This window comes from Paenibacillus whitsoniae (genome assembly GCF_003955665.1).
Lineage (GTDB): Bacteria > Bacillota > Bacilli > Paenibacillales > NBRC-103111 > Paenibacillus_E > Paenibacillus_E whitsoniae.
Genome location: NZ_RXHU01000015.1, coordinates 192,681 through 212,080, shown reverse-complemented (window position 1 = coordinate 212,080; position 19,400 = coordinate 192,681). Strand labels below are relative to the sequence as shown.

The 19,400-nt window shown below is 52.0% G+C and carries 9 protein-coding genes; 8 read left to right on the top strand and 1 reads right to left on the bottom strand.

Annotated elements, in window-relative coordinates; all coding sequences use genetic code 11:
• Nucleotides 1–4 precede the first annotated feature (4 nt).
• The 8 genes from EJQ19_RS05555 to EJQ19_RS05520 all read left to right on the top strand — a co-directional run bounded on the left by EJQ19_RS05555 (nucleotide 5) and on the right by EJQ19_RS05520 (nucleotide 16,935).
• Nucleotides 5–1,744 carry an S-layer homology domain-containing protein gene (locus tag EJQ19_RS05555; protein WP_164716337.1) on the top strand — a complete coding sequence of 580 codons (1,740 nt, stop codon included), beginning with the start codon at nucleotides 5–7 and terminating at the stop codon, nucleotides 1,742–1,744.
• Nucleotides 1,745–2,164: 420 nt separating this feature from the next.
• Nucleotides 2,165–8,770, top strand: coding sequence for a pectinesterase family protein (locus EJQ19_RS05550; protein ID WP_126140198.1), 6,606 nt, complete (start codon nucleotides 2,165–2,167; stop codon nucleotides 8,768–8,770).
• A 103-nt stretch (nucleotides 8,771–8,873) separates the two neighbouring features.
• Nucleotides 8,874–10,664 (top strand): sensor histidine kinase, encoded by a 1,791-nt coding sequence (locus EJQ19_RS05545; protein ID WP_126140197.1) that lies wholly within the window; start codon nucleotides 8,874–8,876, stop codon nucleotides 10,662–10,664.
• Nucleotides 10,665–10,668: 4 nt separating this feature from the next.
• Entirely contained in the window at nucleotides 10,669–11,940 is a 1,272-nt protein-coding gene (locus tag EJQ19_RS05540; RefSeq protein WP_126140196.1) for a response regulator, read from the top strand.
• Nucleotides 11,941–12,078: 138 nt separating this feature from the next.
• Nucleotides 12,079–13,023: a carbohydrate ABC transporter permease gene (locus EJQ19_RS05535; protein ID WP_206438367.1), complete on the top strand. Its 945-nt coding sequence runs from the start codon at nucleotides 12,079–12,081 to the stop codon at nucleotides 13,021–13,023.
• On the top strand, nucleotides 13,016–13,855 hold the full coding sequence (locus EJQ19_RS05530; protein ID WP_126140195.1) for a carbohydrate ABC transporter permease: 840 nt from the start codon (nucleotides 13,016–13,018) through the stop codon (nucleotides 13,853–13,855). The genes EJQ19_RS05535 and EJQ19_RS05530 overlap by 8 nt, the downstream gene beginning before the upstream one ends.
• Before the next feature lie 76 nt (nucleotides 13,856–13,931).
• Complete coding sequence (locus tag EJQ19_RS05525) at nucleotides 13,932–15,290, top strand: ABC transporter substrate-binding protein (RefSeq protein WP_126140194.1); 1,359 nt, start codon at nucleotides 13,932–13,934, stop codon at nucleotides 15,288–15,290.
• A 76-nt stretch (nucleotides 15,291–15,366) separates the two neighbouring features.
• Nucleotides 15,367–16,935: a glycoside hydrolase family 43 protein gene (locus EJQ19_RS05520; protein ID WP_126140193.1), complete on the top strand. Its 1,569-nt coding sequence runs from the start codon at nucleotides 15,367–15,369 to the stop codon at nucleotides 16,933–16,935.
• Here the strand turns inward: EJQ19_RS05520 and EJQ19_RS05515 are convergent.
• Nucleotides 16,932–19,223 (bottom strand): helix-turn-helix transcriptional regulator, encoded by a 2,292-nt coding sequence (locus EJQ19_RS05515; protein WP_126140192.1) that lies wholly within the window; start codon nucleotides 19,221–19,223, stop codon nucleotides 16,932–16,934. The two genes, EJQ19_RS05520 and EJQ19_RS05515, sit on opposite strands and share 4 nt — an antisense overlap.
• Nucleotides 19,224–19,400 lie beyond the last annotated feature (177 nt).

The window sequence follows — 19,400 nt, the reverse complement described above, 5'->3', positions numbered from 1 at the left end:
CAGTATGGTAAGAATTAGAATAATGCTGCTGTTCATATGTGCATTTCTATTGGTTACGCCTGCGCTTGCGCAGGCTGACACAAATCCTTCGTTTACACTAACGACGGCAAATACAAATCCTCTCATTGATAACCAGTTTCAAATTAACGTGAATGCCACTGGGGTGGCGGATTTGTACGGTTATGAACTTAATCTTGTGTATGACAGCTCCAAGCTGCAATTTATCGGTTACAGTACCGGTGGCAGCGGCTTTAATATCGATCCTCAGATCAAAAGCAATGCCGTGCAACTGGCGCATACTGAAATCGGCAGCAAGTCGGGGCGAAGCGGGGATGTTACGCTTGCGACAGTGACCTTTAAAGCGCTTCAAAAAGGGAGCGCTCAGATTAGCATAGCCAGTTTGAAGCTGGTTAACTCGCAGTTAGTATCCGATGTCTATACCAGCCATGCGGCGGTAGACGTTAATGTAAAGGAGTCCAACGGCAGCGGAGGTTCAGGTAACGGAAACTCAGGCGGATCCGGTAACGGGAACTCAGGCGGTTCGGGTAACGGAAACTCAAATGGATCCGGCGGCAAGCTGAAGCCGGTTGTAAATTTGGATAACGCTACGCAAACAGCAAGCGCTGCGCTTCATTCGGATGAGTTGAACAAAGCTGTGGAGCAAGCTGCCAGCAATGCCATTGGCATCAAAAGAATTGAGATTGACCTTCAACAACCAGCTGAATCGAAGGCTTACGTGCAGACTTTTCCCGTTGCAGTGTTAAGCAAGGCATCAAAAACAGTAGAATTTGAGATCAAGACGAATCTGGGAACAATCGTTATTCCCAATAATATGTTGTTGTCCAGCGGCATCCCAGCAGATTCAGAGGTCGGTCTTCATATCGGAAGGGTCAATCCCGAATCGCTGCAGGATGATGTGAGAAGCCGGGTAGGAAATGCCCCGGTCATCGAAGTAAGTCTGCGATCCGACGGTCAGACGATTGCGTGGAAGAACAGTCAGGCAGCGGTAACGGTAAGTGTGCCTTATACGCCTTCTGCTGAGGAGCTGCGCAATCCTGAGCATTTGACGGTGTGGTATCTGGACGATCAGGGGAACATCGTTGCAGTTCCGAATGGAAGATATGACAAGGCCACCGGCAGCGTGACGTTCAAGACAACGCATTTCAGCAAGTATGCCGTCGTGTATGTGAACAAAATGTTCCAGGATCTCGCTTCCACGCAATGGGCCAGAAATCCGATTGAAGTTTTGGCGGCTAAAGGCATTGTCAACGGCATGTCCGAAACGGAATTTGGCCCCGCTCAAGTAATTACGAGAGCCGATTTCCTGGTCTTGCTGACGAGAACGCTGGAGCTGCGCGGAGATCTGGGCGCTGCTTTCGGAGACGTGCCAGAGCAGGCGTATTACAATGAGCCGTTGCGGCTTGCCAGAGGTCTTGGCATTACCGAGGGAGCAGGCGACAATGCGTTTCATCCGCTAGAGCCGATTACGCGCGAAGATATGATGGTGTTGACGGCGAGAGCGCTGCAAGCGGCTCATTCCTCGGCCCCAACTGATGCGAACGACATGGTCTCGCTGCAAACATTCAGCGATAGGGATGACATCTCGGCATACGCCGTGAAGAGCGTAGCTGCACTGGTGCGCGCAGGTCTAGTGCAGGGCTACGATCAAGCGATTCACCCGCAAGCGACTACAACACGCGCAGAGACAGCTATGCTGATGTACAACCTGTACAACGGTCAATAATCTAGTTAAAAGATTATTGCTTAAATGGTCTAGACGACCTGCTTAACGAACGTGAGAACAAGGCTCGGAGGCGACACGATCAGCACCGTGAGCACGGAGATGTGCTTCGTGGGGCCGCCGACGGTACGTTGCTGGCGCTAACGGGCGCCACAGCGGCTATTCAGCCGAAAATCGTTAGTTTTAAACCGTAACGGTTGCCATAGAGCCTATTTGTACGAAATGGGCCCGATGTCACCAGATTTTATCTAAATAAGCGCTGTGGCGACCGTTAGCATCCATATTGCCCGGCTTTTCGGGACAATAAGCGCTGTGGCATCCGTTACAGCTTTCTCCTGTACCGACCTGGCCGCGATGTTGTGAGGTCAAGCAGCATTCGGTAGCTATCTAATCAGTAACGTTAAAAGGAGGGAATCCACGAATATGAGTATATTGCGTTATCGCCAGTTCGTAGGCAAAATGATGACCGCACTTCTTCTGCTATCGCTGGCATTGCCGATTGGTGCGGTGGGCGTCAGCGCCGCCGGCACGCTGCCGCAATACTGGAGCTCGTTCGCGATTAAATGTGCGGCTGCGGCGTGTCCCAGTCTGGCGAATTCGGATGCCAACTATGCGAACGCTATGATTTCCGTAAGAACAAGCAACGGAAAATTACAGAATGAGGGCGACACGATGTATGCCGCCTACACCTCGATGACCGGCGATTTTACGGTTACCGCCAGAGTCAAGAGTTTTAAGAATCAACCGGCGAATGCCAGCGATACGGCAGGGGGAGGCTCGCTGAGCTATCAGAATAAGGCGCTGCTGTTCATTAAAAAATCGATTGACGCCAGCAATGCCGACGCCAGCTCGATATCCCCGTCGCTTTCGCTCGTTTTTCAGCCGAAGCAAGCGACAGAACTCAGCGGTTCGAATCTGAAGAACAGCAACTATGTGTATGCCTGGCAGAACCATGTGATCTCACCTACGACGGCGAACAATGTGGCTACGGCGGTCAGCGAGACCAAGCAACTCGCCGGTTATCCGATCACTCAGAGCGATCTGGCGACAGCGGATAAAGCGGTATATTTGAAACTGGTCAAAAGCACAGATCCAGTATCCAAGAATAGTACATATGCCGCTTATATTTCGAACGACGGCGTCACCTATGGCAATGGAACAACGTCAGGGACCGCACTGTATACCTACACAGACAGCAACAATGCAGTTTTCGGCACCGGCAGCGTCTTCATTGGTCTTGGAGTGGACTATGGAACGGTTGATTTCAGCGAAGTCAAAATTGTCGATGCATTCGGCAATACCGTGTTTCCGAACTCGCTGTCGTCGGCAACGCCTGTCGGCCTCTATACGGTTGCAGGGAATACAAAGGCTACCATCGGCTGGACAGCCGTGGCCGGAGCCAGTTCGTATAACGTCAAGCGGAGCGCGGTGTCCGGTGGGCCTTATCAGGTTGTCGCCAATGTGGCCTCTAACAGCTACACTGACGCCAGTCTGGTGAACGACACTCCTTACTATTATGTCGTAAGCGCAGTGACCGGGGATGGCGAAAGCCCCGACTCTTTCCAAGCCAGCGTGACGCCTGTATATACGCCGGATCCTCCGACTGCTCCTGTAGGACTTCAGGGAACGGCGAGGGACAGTCAAGTTAATGTGGCTTGGAACAGTGTTCAAGGAGCGGAAAGTTATAATGTGCTGAGAAGCGCGGACGGCGGGGCGAATTATACCGCGGTTGCCAGCGGTCTCACAGCGACAAGCTTCACGGACGGAGGGCTAACGAATGGAACCACGTATGCGTATGCCGTCCAATCCAAGAACGTGGGCGGCGTCAGTGCGAATTCCGTCCCCCTGCAGATCACGCCTGCGGCTCCCTTCGACAGACCGTCCAATCTGGCGGCCGTCCCGGGAAATAATCAAGTAGCACTTACCTGGAATGCCGTGCCGGGCGCTGTCTCGTATTCGGTGAAACGGAGTACGGCTTCGGGCAAGTCCTATGCTGCGATTGCAAGTAACCTGGCGTCGCTGGCCTTTACGGACACAACGGCCGTGAACGGAACTGCTTATTTTTATGTCGTGTCAGCATCGAACGGACAGAAGGAAAGCCTGAACTCGGAGCAGGTTGTCGCTTTTCCGATGAATGCACCGCAAGGTGCTCCTGCCATTCCGTCGGGTGTCACGGGCACCGCAGGGGAGAATGAAGTGGGCTTGTCCTGGAGCGCCGTGAATGGAGCCGTGTCGTATAATGTCAAAAGAGCGACTTCCTTCACCGGCCCTTACACAACCCTTGCCAACGTAACAGCGCGGCAATACGCGGATACTGCCGCATTGAACGGCACCAAATATTACTACGCGGTGACGGCTGTGAATGCAAACGGAGAGAGTCCCTTCGGCACGCCGATCATCGCAACGCCGGCGCACAGCCTGATTGTCGCCAAAGACGGCACGGGAGATTTCAGCACCATTCAAGCGGCCGTTAATGCGATTTCGGCTTCGAATACGGTCAGAACCGTCATTTTTATCAAGGATGGCGAATACTACGAGAAATTGAATGTCAATAAGCCGAATGTCAGCCTCGTTGGCGAAAGCAGGGACGGCACGGTCATTACGTATGACGATTATTCCTGCAAGCCGGTCTCGACTTCGATCGTGAATAACCCGACAGCTACTTCCACGTCGTGTGCAGGATTGCCTGCGGGCACCAATGTATTGGGCACAAGCCTCAGTTATACGATGGCGGTTTCGGCCGCAAACGTGTCGACCGAGAATGTGACCATTCGCAATACGTCTTTTCCAAGATCGGTCGTAGCACCTGCGGTTGCCTTGTACGTGACCGGCGACAAAGCCATTTTCCGCAATGTCAAAGTGCTGGGTTTCCAGGACACCGTGTATGCCAACTCCGGCAGGGAGTACTATGACCATGTTATCATCGAGGGCGACGTCGACTACGTATTCGGCAATGCGACAGTCCTGTTCGATAACTCGGAACTGAAATTTGTCGGCAATGCCGGCGGACATACGACGGCGGCGTCCACGGACCAAGCCAGCAGCTATGGCTATGTGTTCAGAAACTCGAAACTGACGAGAGGCACATCGGCGATGAAAAATGCCGTAACCGTCGGTACGTGGGATGCCTCTTGGGATACAGATGCCAATCTGGCCGCGACCGGTGGCAGCGTGGACTTGGGCAGACCTTGGCGGCCGTATGCCAATGTGAAATATATCAATACCTGGATGGATGCGCATATCAAAGCGGTCGGCTGGGATAACTGGGGGAGCGCAGCCAATGAAGCGACAGCCTCCTACGGAGAGTACAACACGTCCGGTCCCGGAGCGAATGCCAAAGGCCGGTACAAATGGTCCAGCCAACTGATCGCCGACGAGGCCAATGTGTACACCGTGCAGAATGTCCTGCAAGGGACAGACGGCTGGGACCCGACGTTATTCGGCATTGTGCCGCAGAAGCCGCAGCAGGCCAAACCGGCGGCTCCAACCGGGCTAACGGCAGCGATGGGATCCTCAGGATTTCAATTAACGTGGAATGTCACAGCCGGCGCGCAAAGCTACGCGGTTTACCGAAGCACTTCCTCCGGAGGGCCTTATACGCAAGTCGCCACGGGCCTGACGATAGCGGCGTATGCGGATACCGGCATCACGGGAGAAACCGCGTATTATTATGCGGTCACAGCTAGCAATGAGCTGGGGGAAAGCGCGCTTTCGAATGAATTCTATGCCGCTAATTCCGCGACTTTTGATCGGAATGCTGCAAATCAGGCGGATATTAGCGTAACGGTGAAGCTGGCGGGGGACAACGTGACCGGCCTTGCTAACGGAAATTATCAGTTGATCGTTGCCAAGGACTATACGCTTGACGGCAATACGTACACGATCAGCAAAACGTATCTGGCGCAGCTGCCGATCGGAACGACCACGCTGACGTTCCTTCTGGCGAATGGCGGCAGCATTGCGTATCCGATTCACGTAATCAATACAACCCCACTGCCAGGCCAAGTCGTTGCGAATGTGCCGGCCCTTCATCTCTACACGATTGCGGGGATTGCGCCGTATCTGCCTACCCTGGTGCCGGTGAATTACACGGATCAAATGACAGGAGCGCGCAACGTGACCTGGGGAGCTGTCAGCCCGCAGCAATACGCAGCGCCAGGCAGCTTCTCGCTGCAAGGTGTGTTGACGGGAACGAGCATTCCGGTGTCTACGGACATCACGGTTCAAGCCTTAAGCGATGTCAGCGCAGTTTCGGGCGGGGACGATCTTGCGGGGTATTTGACCAATCTGCCGTTCGCGATGCCTTCGTTCAATCTCTATGCATACCCGGATCGGGATTACAATATTCAGAACTATGGCGCAGTAGGCGATGGCGTCACGAAGAATACAACCGCCTTTAAGAATGCGATTGCCGCTGCATCCAGCGCTGGCGGTGGCCGGGTAGTCGTGCCGGCAGGCGTCTGGCTGACAGGGCCGATTCAATTGAAAAGCAATATCAATCTCCATTTGGAGGCTGGTGCCAAGATTTTATTCAGTCCCGATTACAGCGACTACACACCGGGCTCGACAAGATATCAGTCCATGCTGACAGGGACAGGACTCACGAATGTGGCGATCACGGGCAGCGGAGCCATTGACGGCAACGGCCAGTACTGGCGCTACATCAAGAAATCCAAGACGACCGCCTCCCAATGGGCGTATCTGTTGTCGCTGGGCGGCGTGCTGAGCGCGGACGGAAGCCAATGGTATCCGTCGCAGCAGGCTGTCGATGTCGGCCGTCCGCTGATGATTGATATTAACAACAGCTCGAATGTGCTGATTGACGGACCTACATTTATGAACTCGCCGCAGTTTGCTTCCAGCATCACAAGCAGCCAATTCGTGGTGATTCGCAACACGACCGTCAATAATGAATGGTGGATGCAAAACGGAGATGGCCTGGACGTCACGTCCTCCCAGAATGTTGTGATGTACCATAACACGGTCAATGCCGGAGACGATGCCATCGGCATGAAATCCAGCAACGATCCCAGCCCGACGAATGCGTTATCGAATGTCGTGATTGCCGATAATATCGTATTCCGCGGACACGGCGGCTTGTCCATCGGCAGCAATACGTCCGGCGGCATCAAGAATATGGCGGTACGCAACAATCAGTACATCGGCACGGATAACGGTTTGAATTTCAAAAGCTATGTAGGCGGCGGCGGTGCCGTGGAAAACCTCTACATTGACGGCATTCACATGCAAAATCTGCTGGATACCGCGATTAATATCGGCGATTTCTACAAAGGGCACGACGCTGTTCTGGATAAGGCGCAAGTTGGCGTCGATTACCGCGTGCCGGAGTTCAAAAACATTCATATTCGCAATGTGTTTGTCGACGGGGCCGTACAAGCGGTGTATGTGGAAGCTCTGCCTAATGTGCCTGTCCGTGACCTCGATCTGCAAAACGTCGAAATCCGGGCGCAAAAAGGCTGGGAATCCGATTACGTGTCTAATGTGAAGTTAACGAACGTCAAGATCACGCCTGCGTCCGGAGCCGTGTATACGCTCAATCATACAGTCGGTTTTGAGATGAAGAACGTGTATTGTCCGCCTGGCATCGCAACCTTCATCCATTTGGTCGGCAGTGCCAGCGGCATTGTGCTGCGAGACACGAATTACAATGCAGCGCTGACGCCATTCCAATTGGACCCGGGGATTAGCCAAAGCGCGATCACCATTGTGGCGCCGGAAACGACGCAGCGTCCGAATGCGCCGGCCAACGTATCGGCGCTCGCCGGCAATGCGCGCGTATTTGTCGCTTGGGACGCTGTGCCTGGCGCCGAGTACTATCAAGTGAAACGGAGTACGGCCAGCGGAAGCGGGTATCTGACCATCGCTTCCAATGTCACAGGCAATACGTATTTGGATACCGGTTTACTCGCCAATTCGTATTACTATGTCGTCACGGCTGTCGGCAGCGGCGGTGAAAGTGGAAATTCCAGCGAAGCCGTCGCCATCGTCGCAAGCGGCACGGCAGGTACGCCGCTGGCGACGCTAACGGAGCATACCGCCGGTGAGGTCGGACATAACCTGACGATTCACTACGGCTTAAACGGTTTATCCGGCGTGTCTTCGGCTGTTTATGCGCAGGATCTCACCTTCCAGTACGATCCGGGGCTCTTGCAATTTGTTTCGGCAGAGGCGCTCTTGCCCGGACTTTCCGTGGTCGCTGACAACGATCCCACTGGCAAAGTGAGAGTATTGGCGGCTAGTTTGGGCACAGGCGTGAGCACGAATGGCGATTTGCTCGCGCTGACCTGGAAAGCGATCGGGTTCGAACAGCCAGGGAACGTCGGCACCGTTATTTATTTAAGCAAGGTGATTAGCTCTGACAGCCTAGGGGCAGAAACGGAGCTGCCTCCGACGTTGTCCGCAGTGGCGATCGCTATTAACAAGACAGCGCTGGCAAGCACCCTCGCCGCGGCCGGCGCTTTGCAAACGGCCAGCTACACGCCTTCTTCCTGGGCGCTGCTGCAAACGTATCTGGGCGCCGCCAACCTGATCTATGGCGATGGCAAGGCTACCCAAGCGCAAGTCGATGCTGCCGCAAGCAACTTGCAGACGGCGATGGAGCTGCTGGGCGGCTTGTCTACGAAGGCAGCGCTCCTGGCGAAAGTGACGGATGCGCAAGCAACGCTGGCTGCCGCTTCGATTGGCGATCGCTGGGGGCAATATGCCCAGAGCGCAGCGACGGCGCTCAGCTCCGCGATTGCCAGCGCGCAGACGGTCGCTAACAATCCGAATGCGGATCAATCCGCTGTCGATCAGGCCGTCGCGCAACTGGATGCGGCGCTGCAGGTTTTCCGGCAAGCGAGCAATCCGAAGGCAAGTATTGGCGACCTGGCGATCATTTCCGCCCATTACGGCATGACGAGCGGGAATGCGGGCTGGAGCCTGTACGGGCGCTACGACGTGAACGGCGATCATGTTCTGGATATTGTGGATCTTGCCGCCATCGCGAGAAAAATGTTAACTGAATAATAGGCAGGTGAGTCCGATGCAGGTCATCGGGCTCGCTTTGCTATAGTCATGCGGTATCTGCATTTGTTAAGATGAAGAAAATCATGTATTCGGGGGACGGCGCATGTACGCATTTCTATCGAGAAGCCCGATTCGCATCAAACTGCTGATCTATTTTGTGCCTATCCTGATTCTCTCCGTTGTGCTGACCGGTCTGTTATCGTATTTATCCGCCGTCAAACAGTTGGAGAAGAATGCTTATTATTTGCTGAATGATACCGTGGAGCAGACAGGGGGATTTATCAATGATAAATTTTATACGGTATTCGAGCAGTTGGTGTTGATTGAGAACAACAGTGCGTTTCGCAATATTATGGAGAACAAGGGCCAAGCGGTGGATCAGCGTCGGTACGACGATCTGATCGATCTTCGCCGGCAATTTGAAGAAGCGTATCAGAATCATTTTCAAATCATCGATTCGATTTATGTCGCTTTTAACAATGGACGCTCGTTTAATTTGCAGAAGGACTTTGTTCCCAAGCATGTCGGGATCAATCTGAGCGACTGGATGGCCCGGTACTCGAACCGCGATAGTCAAGCGGGCTATTATTGGTTGAACCGGCACGTGGACGAAGTGTTTGATACCGTCGAAACCCGCAATGTCGTCAGTCTGTTTAAAATGATCGGCAGTCAGGAATCCGCTGTGAGCGGTGTGGCGCTGATTAATATGCGGGAGTCGTATATTCGCAACATTTTGCTGAATGTGAAAGTAAGTCCGAATGGCGTGCTTGCCTTAATCAGCCCGGACGGTGTTATGTACTCGAAGGATCTGCAGTCCCCTTATGTTATCAGTGACAAGGTCATGAATGAGATTCGGCATAGCGCCGATGCGCAGGGGAGCCTGAGGGAAGTCAGCCAATCTGATCGTCCCATGATGATCCGTTACACAACCTTATCGCTTAATCATTGGAAGCTGGCCGCCATTGTGCCGGAAAGCGATATATTGAGCAATGCCTCCCAGATTAAAACGATCACCTTGTACATCGTAGTCATCATTCTGCTGGTGTTCGGCGTGGTGGCGACGCTTGTGGCCAGCAGCTTGTCCAATCCCATCCGTTTTCTGTCCAAGCAGGTGAAACGGGTCGGCAAAGGCGATTTGAACGTGAGTTTTAGGCTCAACGAGCAAAATGAAATCGGGGTGCTGGCGCAAGGTTTGGAGAGTCTGGTGGAGTCGGTTCGCGATCTGCTGGATAAAGTGAAAGACGAGCAGGAGCAAAAAAGACAGATCGAGTTACTGGCTTTGCAAGCGCAAATCCAGCCGCATTTTCTGTACAATACGCTGGGCTCAATTAAGCATTTGGTGGACTTGGGGGAGAAAGAGAAGGCTTCTACCATGGTGAGCGCGCTCACGCAATTCTTCCGCATCGGCATCAGCAAAGGAAGAGAAGTGATCTCAGTGCGCGAGGAAATCGAGCATGTTCGAAATTACTTGCTCATTCAGCATATCCGCTACAGCACCGATTTCGAGTTCGAAATAGACATCGAAGAAGGGCTGCTCGACTTGCCGATTATGAAGCTCACCTTGCAGCCCATTGTCGAGAATGCGATCTATCACGGCGCCAAAAACAAGCACGGTCGCGTCCTCATTCGCATTACGGGAAGCCGACAAGGGCGACTCGCCGTACTGGAGGTATTCGATGATGGGGCGGGCATGTCGAAGGAAAGATTGGTCCAGATCCAAGCCTCCATCCAATCCCCGACGGTTGAGGAAGTTCCTGTGACGTTCGGGCTTCGCAACGTGCACAAACGGCTCGTGCTTCAATTCGGCGATGGCTTCGGATTGAGACTGGAAAGCCGAGAAGGGGAGTATACGATGGTCAGCGTGTCAATCCCGATCACAATGGAGGAGGTCTAGCTGCATGTATAAGCTGCTTATCGCGGATGACGATGAATGGATCCGAGAGGGAATGAGACGCAGCATTCCGTGGGAGGAAGGCGGTATTCGAGTTGTTGGAGCCGCCAAAGATGGTCAAGAGGCGTGGGATTTGATACAGCAGGCGAAGCCGGATATTTTGCTTTCCGACATCCGCATGCCCTTTATGGATGGGCTTCAGCTCGCGGGCTTGGTGAAAGCGCACGGTCTGGATACCAAAGTAGTCTTCTTGACGGGCTACGACGATTTTTCCTACGCCAAGCAGGCGATTGGTCTGCAGGCGTTTGACTATATTTTAAAATATGAAGATAACGCGAAAGTGTTGAAGGCCGTTCGGCAGGCTTGCGATAAGCTGGAGGAAGAAAGAGCGGTGGTGGAGAAGGATCGCAAAGGCCACGGGCTGATGGTAAACAAGTTTTACAGCGATCTGATCTCAGGGGCCGGCAATGAAGCGACGGTGGAACGCGACAGCAAGCTGCTCGATATCTCGTTCTGCGGCAGCTTGTTCGGGGCTGCGGCGATTCGCATGGACGGCGTTGAGCGTTTTCTCAAGCCGAATAAATCGGAGGACTTGGAGCTGCTGCTTTTTTCCATCAAAAATGTGTGCACCGAAGTGCTTGCGCTTCAAGTGAACGGCGAGTGTCAAGCGCAGGTCGTTCACTATAATCATCGGATTAATCTGTTATTTAATTTGGGGCTGACTGACGCTGAAAGGTTTAGAGTGGAAGCGAAGCGCATTTCCCTGGCGGTGCTGAGCGCGATTGAACAGTTTTTGAAAATCAAGGTGCAAATCGGGATCGGCAGCCCCGGCGAAGGGATCAAGCACATTCCTTTCTCTTACGAGGAAGCCTTGATTGCTTCGCAGATGAAGGGCATGGCGAATGAGCAGGGGATCATTTTCTACGAGCAAGTCAAGCATTCGAACAACTCCCATCAAGCGATTTTAAAAAAAGTAACGGATTATATTGCAGCGCACTTCCACAACGAAAATCTGGATCTCAAGGAAGTGGCGGAAACGGTTCATATTACGCCGTCCTATGTCAGCACGCTGTTCAAAAAATATAACGACATCAATTTCAGCGAGTACGTCATTCGCGTGCGCATGGACAAGGCGATGGAGCTTCTCGTGCATACAGACCTAAAAGCGTACGAGATCGCGGAGAGCATCGGCTACCCCAACACCCAATATTTCAGCGCATTATTCAAGAAATATACGGGATTAACGCCTATGGAGTACAGGCAGCAGCATCGCAAGTAGAGGTGAAGAACAAGACCGGCTTACGTTCGTGGAGACGACGGAGCCGGTTTTTTCTTTTTAAAAAAACAAACAATCTTTGCAAGATATCTTATTTAGATACAAAGCGATCTCTCTTATGATAATAAAGGAGGTGATCATATGAAGATGCGCCAGCATCTCACAACAAGTGAATCCATACGTACCATGCAGACAAAGAGAAGAAGGTTTAATAGTGATCGTACATTGCCCTACATATTGATCGCTCCAACGCTGATTCTGATTGCCGTCATTATGTTTTATCCGATTCTCAGAGTTTTTGAATTGAGTGTGCAAAACTATGACCTCACGAGGCCGCAAGAATTCGGATTCGCGGGACTCCTCAACTTCAAACGTATTCTATTTGAGGATGATCTGTTTTTTGGCACGGTGTGGGTGACCGCCAAATGGGTCCTCATTGAAGTGGTGCTGCAGCTTGTGCTCGGTCTGATTGTCGCCTTGCTGCTGAACCAAAGCTTCCGTCTCAGAGGCCTGGTGCGCTCTCTCGTTCTCGTGCCTTGGGCCGTCTCGGGCGTGCTGACGACGATGCTGTGGTCGCTGATGTACAACCAGCACATCGGTGTCATCAACGATCTGCTCAAGAAGATCGGCTTGATCCATGAAGACATCGCCTGGCTGGCGAATACGAAGACGGTATTCGGTTCCGTTATTGTCGCAGAGCTATGGCGAGGCATTCCGTTTTTTGCCGTAACCTTGCTTGCTTCACTTCAGTCGATTCCTAACGACGTGTATGAATCTTGCGAAGTTGACGGCTGCGGAAAAGTCAAAAAGCTTTTCTATATCACGCTTCCTTACCTGAAGGAAAGCATCATTTTTGCAACGCTGCTGAGGGCCATCTGGGAGTTCAATTCCATTGACATGATTTTCACCATGACGAATGGCGGCCCGATGAATATGACCACAACGCTTCCGATTTATATGATGCAGACAGCGATTCTAAAAGGAAATTATGGATACGGTTCCGCCATTGGCGTAATCACCTTCATTTTCTTGATGATCTTTGTTCTTGTGTATCTGAGGCTGAGCAGGAGTGAACAGGATGACTAAGCTTAAAAAGACGCTATCTTCCCTAACATTGTTCCATCTTCCCATGACCGTGACACTATTGTTTGTCCTGCTGCCTTTCTTATGGGCGGTGTCGACATCGTTAAAACGGGAAAATGATATTATTAGCTCAACCGTGCATTATTGGCCGAATCCGCTTACTTTTGATAATTTCGTAAAAGTATGGAGCGTCAACCACTTTTCAACCTATTTTCTGAATAGCTTGTACATTAGCTTCGTCGCGATCGTTTTCATTTCGCTGCTGTCGATGGCCAATGGCTACGCGCTAAGCCGGTTCAAATTTTATGGCAAAAGCGGGTTTATGCTGATTCTGCTGAGTACGCAGATGCTGCCGGTGATCTTGTTCGTCATTCCCCTGTTTTTAATCTTTAAAAATATGGGGCTTATCAATACGCCTTACGCGATTATTTTGTTCTACATTGTCTCGCAGGTCGCGTTCAATACGCTGCTTATGAAAGGTTTCGTCTCCGGCGTTCCCAAAGAAATCGACGAGGCGGCGATGGTGGATGGTGCAGGCCGCTTGCGCATCATCTTTACGATCATTACGCCGGTTGTGCTTCCCGGTATTGTGGCGACGGCCGCTTTTGCCTTCATTGGCTGCTGGAATGAGTTCCTTGTCGCCTTTTCCTTCATCACATCGGCCAAAAACTTTACCATTCCGATCGGTTTAAAGTTTCTTATCGGAGAATACAGCGTGGAGTATGGCTCGCTTGCTGCTGGGAGTATTATTGGATTGATTCCACCGATCCTGCTCTTCATGTATATCCAGCGTTTTCTCATTCAGGGCTTGGCTGGCGGCTCGGTAAAAGGCTAACGAGGTGTTTTAGTGCCCGAGAGGGCATTTTCAAACCATATAGGCAAGATGATAAAAATCATGGGAGGTCTTTGCAATGAAAATTTCTCGATTGACGACTTTGCTGACATTGGCTGCTGCGCTTACCGTTACCGGATGTTCCAACGGTAGCGGAAGCGGAAGTTCCAGCACGCCAGGGGCATCAAGTGCTGCCAACGCTTCCAGCGCTGCGCCTAGCGGCAAGAAAACGACGATTACGTTCTGGGCTGCTGCGGTAACGCCGGAAAGAAACGCATTCTTCGAGGGAATTGTGAAAAAATTTGAGGAGCAGAATCCGAACATCCACGTGGATTATTTGGGTGTGCCAGGCGATTTGAGCGCCTATGAACAAAAACTGGACGTTGCGATTGCGGCGGGACAAGCGCCGGACATTACCAATGATTTTAAAGCGGATTATATTGCTCGGGGAGCGTACGAGCCGCTGGATGATTATTTTAATAAGTGGGATGGAAAAGCCTCGATCTCTGCGGGGGCGCTGCAAAGCAACCGGTTGCTCGATCAGAAAGAAGGGAAGCTGTATGCGCTCCCTTATAGCTCGCAAACCTGGAATCTGTGGGTACGGCCGGATTGGTTTAAAGAAGCCAATCTCCAGCTTCCGGATACCTGGAGCCAATTTTTCGATGCGCTGCCTAAGCTGACAGACAAGTCGAAGGATAGATACGCCCTAAGCATTCGCGGCGGTGCCGGCAGCGCAAATACGCTTGAGGCTCTGATGTATACGTACTCGGGTATTTCGGATTACTTTACGGCAGATGGCAAAGCGACGATCAACGATCCTAAAAACGTGGAGTTTGTTGAGAAATATCTGGGTGCATACAATGTCTACACGCCTGAGGATGACTTGAATAAAGGCTGGACAGAACTGGCAGCTACGTTCCAATCGGGCAAAGCAGGCATCGTGGTGCACAATCTGGGCTCTGCAAGCTCGCATGAGAAAGCCTTTAATGGAGATCGCAGCAAATTTATGGCGCTGCCGTTCCCGAAAAACGATAAAGGGGAACGCATTCATCCGGGGTTGGCGGCGCTCGGTCTGACGATGTCGAAAACATCCAAAGACAAAGATGCGGTATGGAAATTTATGACCTTCTATCTGTCCAAGGACATTAACAGCCAGTATGGCAAACTATACGGTGAAATTCCGGCCAATAACGATGCAGCCAAAGATTCGTGGGTTCAGGAAATTCCGTATATGAAATCCGCTGCCGATTTGCTGACATCCAAGGACACCAAATTCAGCAAAAATCCATACTATTTGCCGGGCTACAACAATGTGCAGAAAACGATGGAACCGCTGATTCAAAAGGTGATGGCGAAGAAAATGACAGCGAAGGAACTGCTGGACGAGTGGGCGAAGCAGCTGGAAAAGGAAAAAGCGGCCTACGCTGCTAAAAAATAAGACAGGTAAAGCGGCTCGGCGTGGAGGAAGTAGCGCGCGGAGCCGTTTATTTCAACTTGCGAAGGAGATCAGTTATATGAATACCTCAGATCGTTTCTTGGAAGACGCGCCATGGATTTCGGATCAAGGCGACGGCACATATCTGAATCCGATCCTGCATGCAGACTATTCCGATCCCGATGTCATTCGGGTTGGGGAAGATTTTTACATGACAGCCTCCAGCTTTGGTCATATTCCCGGGCTGCCGATTCTGCATTCACGTGATTTGGTGAATTGGAGGCTTATTAACCATGCTATTCCAAGAATGGACTTGGATGGCTATGATAAACCGCAGCACGGGAACGGTGTCTGGGCGCCAAGCCTTCGCTATCACGGGGGAAAATATTGGATATTTTACGGCGATCCCGATGTCGGCATTATGATGACGACGGCAGATCATCCTGCCGGACCGTGGGCGCCCTTACATCTGGTCAAGGAAGGGCGGGGGCTTATCGACACGTGCCCGTTCTGGGATGAGGACGGCCAGGCCTACTTGATCCATGCTTATGCGAATAGTCGCGCCGGCATCAAGCATAAGCTTCGGCTGTGCAGAATGTCCCCGGACGGACGGCATCTGCTGGACGAGAGCCAACTTGTCTACGATGGAACGGAAAACCATCCGACGTTGGAAGGGCCTAAGCTGTACAAGCGCAATGGCTATTATTATATTTTTGCTCCGGCTGGCGGGGTTGCAACGGGGTGGCAGACGGTGTTTCGTTCCCGCGATATTTGGGGGCCGTATGAGGATAAGATTGTCCTGCACCAAGGAGAGACAGAGATTAACGGCCCGCATCAGGGCGGCCTAGTGGAATTGGAGTCCGGCGAGTCGTGGTTTGTTCATTTTCAGGACAAAGGCGCGTTCGGACGTGTTGTGCATCTGCAACCCGTACATTGGGTCGACGATTGGCCGCTGATGGGGGTTAGGCGAGAAGGGCATGAGATTGGAGAGCCCGTAGTCCATTACCGGAAGCCCAATGTTGGGCGAGCCTATCCGGTTGAGGTTCCGGCGTCATCGGATGAATTTGACGGCGCTGTGCTCGGTCTACAGTGGCAGTGGCAGGCCAATCCGGAACGCGCGTGGTACAGTCTGGAAGCGAGAGCGAGCTGGCTGCGTTTGTTTGCCGTTCCGCAAGGCGAAGGGAGGAGCGGCCTATACGATGCGCCAAATTTGCTGCTTCAGAAAATGGTTGCTCCTTCTTCGAGGATCACGATAGCCATCGACCCATCTGGGCTTACGAAAGGGGATACAGCGGGATTGCTGGTGTTCGGATACCGTTATTGTTATCTCGGTTTGCGCTGCACGGAGGAGGGGCTGCTTGTTTTATTTCTCGGTTCAGGCAACGAGCAAGGAGAAGAGGAATTGTGGTCAACTCAGCTGAAGGCAGAAGCTCCTCTCTGTCTCCGCGTGGAGATTAGAGAGGATGCCAGCTGCGTGTACAGCTATAGCTTCGATGAAACGGAGTTTCATTCCGTGATCACATCTGAGCCTTGGATCGCCAGCGAAGGGAAGTGGGTTGGCGCGAAGGCAGGGATCTTCTGCCTGGGCAGCGGTGGCGGTTTCGCAGATGTTGATTGGTTTCGTGTATCGCAAATCGTATCCCCTTAACGTGAGTGAACCGACCGATACTGGCTCGGAGACACCCCTTCTCGCTTGCGGAAAGCGCGCGAAAAGTTATTTTCGTCGACAAACCCGACCTGCGCGGTGATGTCCTTAATGGCAAGCTGGCTGCTTTCCAGCAGTTCCTTGGCTTTCTCAATTCGAATTTTCGAGACGTATTGCATGAAGGGCAGTCCGTTTTTTGTTTTAAAATAGCGCGTGACGTAGGAAGGCGTCAAGGACAACGCCTCAGCGACGGTAGAAAGGCTGAGATTGTAGTCCATGTAATTCTCGCCAACGTACTCGAGCATCGCATGATAGAGACGATTATTAGTGGCATCTTCGCCTAAGCTTTCCTGGATGCTGCTCGCGGCGTCGAGCAGGGTCGCGCACGCTTCCGCCACGGTGTTGGACTGATACTCGGTCAGCGCATCCAGCTTGTATTTAATCGCTTCGCGATGGGAGAGCGGGATATTGTTCACGAGTTCATTTAAGGTGAAAATGATTTTCTGCAGCGTAAGACGGAACGTCTGCGCATCTTCCAGTTTGGTAAACTGCACTTCCAGTTCCTCGATGAGCGCTTCCAGCTTCTCGGCGTTTTTGGAGCGGACCGCCACGTGGAGCGCTTCGGCCAAATCCGAAATGTGACGCTTGTCCGTGTCGGTATTCGCCATTTTTTGCTGGGACAAGTCTGCGGGCGTAATGATCGACTGCTTGCCGGCGAAAATCCGGTACTCCGCCAGCGCTGTGGCGGAACTGAACGATTGATGCAAATCATTCGAAGGCTGAGGCTCGCCGACCGTACAGGATATCGATAGAGAGAAATGCCGCTGCATGAAGGCGACGATCTGCTCGGCAAAGGCGCGGCTGCGGGCTTCCCATTGATCCGCAAACTCTTTATTCCACGACACGATGCCCACGATGCCATTATCAATGGCCAGATCAAGGGCATAATTGACCCCATGCTCCCCCGATAAATTTTCCAATACATTGCATATCGCATATTTCATCAGCCACTGCTCGCTCAGTGGCTCTTTGCTTAATTTGGCGTTGTAATCGTCAAAAATAATGACCAGCACGCTGCTTGTCGGCCTGGAGCCGAATAACTTCTGGAGCGTGCTCCGATTATTTTGCGTCGTATTGTCGACATTCAGCTTCCCCATCAATAAAGCCAGAAGCAGCTGGTTCCTCGTGAGTACCTCCTGATTATGCATCTTGTTCGATAAATGGATGCTTTCATCCCGCATCTGCTCAATATATTGCGTGAGCTGCTCCAATTCATTGCTTTCACCCGCCAACGCTTTGTCGGACGACAAGGCAGGAAAGCGGCTGGACAGCTCCTGAATCGGTTGATAGCTCTTGCGGGCCGCCCGAAAGCAAAGCATGAGTCCCAATGTAAGCGAGACCAGGAAGATGCTGACGGAGACGGTGAGTGCCGAGTAGTATTCATGGAAATAGACGTGGCGCCGCATAGCATTCACGACAAGAAATTTCTGCTTCTCCGACGTTTCCTGCAGGAGCAGGTAGCCGGGGATGCGCAAGTTCGCATGCTGGGCGGCAAGGGCAAGCTGGTCCCAGCCAAGATCGGCGTTTCCTTTTATATAGAAGATCGGGGTCTGATGTTGGTCAAAAACCATAAGACTGCTGCCGCTGTCGATCGTCGTCTGGAAGTTGCTTAACAGCGCGGCATAGTTCAGCTTATAAATCATAATCCCGCTGGAATACGGGGTGTTGTCAAGCGGAACCAGGAGCAGCAGAACTTGTTCTTTGGCGTTATGCTGATCTTCGTTGGTCAGCGAGGAAATCAGCATTGGCGCACGTAACTGCTCTAACTGCTGCGACAGAACTTCCGACGCGATCCGGCCTTCGCTGACGAGCCGGCTGTAGCTTTCCGGTGTGTAAATGCCGGTATCGGTAAAAATCATATTTTTAAGAGAAGGGTAGGCCGTGTTCCGATAAAACAAGCCAATCGAATCGAGATCAGCAGACAGCGCTTTAAGCTTTACAAGCTCATTGGCAATTTCATACGGATATTGCAATTGTTCCTGCAATTGATAGGGAAGCAGTTTGGTGTCCCGCGACAAGGTTAAGGTCAATTTTTGCAGGTCGACGATACGCGTATCCAGGAGATCCGTCATATGCGCCATCGAGCGATGCGTACTTTCCGTCAGCCGATGGTACGTATTCGAGAGCGAAATGATATTGGTGCATAACAATAAAAGACCGGTTACGGCCAGAATCAGAAGGTGCCTTAGAAGAAATTTTCGATAGAGCTTGGACTGAAGCGCTTTCCTCACTGTCAACACATCCCATGCGGAAATAGATCTTTATGTCTTCAAGAGTATACGCAGATTTCGCCATGAGATCAATTCTTTTGGGGCAAGTAGCAAAAAAAGCCGGGTGACTGAAAAAATTGCAGGGTATCCCCTTAGCACGAATCTCAACTTTTGCAGCGAAAAGGCAAAGATCGCTTG

Coding starts and splice junctions, on each gene's coding strand:
- EJQ19_RS05555 (WP_164716337.1), top strand. CDS start 5: ATGGTAAGAATTAGAATAATGCTGCTGTTCATATGTGCATTTCTATTG.
- EJQ19_RS05550 (WP_126140198.1), top strand. CDS start 2,165: ATGAGTATATTGCGTTATCGCCAGTTCGTAGGCAAAATGATGACCGCA.
- EJQ19_RS05545 (WP_126140197.1), top strand. CDS start 8,874: ATGTACGCATTTCTATCGAGAAGCCCGATTCGCATCAAACTGCTGATC.
- EJQ19_RS05540 (WP_126140196.1), top strand. CDS start 10,669: ATGTATAAGCTGCTTATCGCGGATGACGATGAATGGATCCGAGAGGGA.
- EJQ19_RS05535 (WP_206438367.1), top strand. CDS start 12,079: ATGAAGATGCGCCAGCATCTCACAACAAGTGAATCCATACGTACCATG.
- EJQ19_RS05530 (WP_126140195.1), top strand. CDS start 13,016: ATGACTAAGCTTAAAAAGACGCTATCTTCCCTAACATTGTTCCATCTT.
- EJQ19_RS05525 (WP_126140194.1), top strand. CDS start 13,932: ATGAAAATTTCTCGATTGACGACTTTGCTGACATTGGCTGCTGCGCTT.
- EJQ19_RS05520 (WP_126140193.1), top strand. CDS start 15,367: ATGAATACCTCAGATCGTTTCTTGGAAGACGCGCCATGGATTTCGGAT.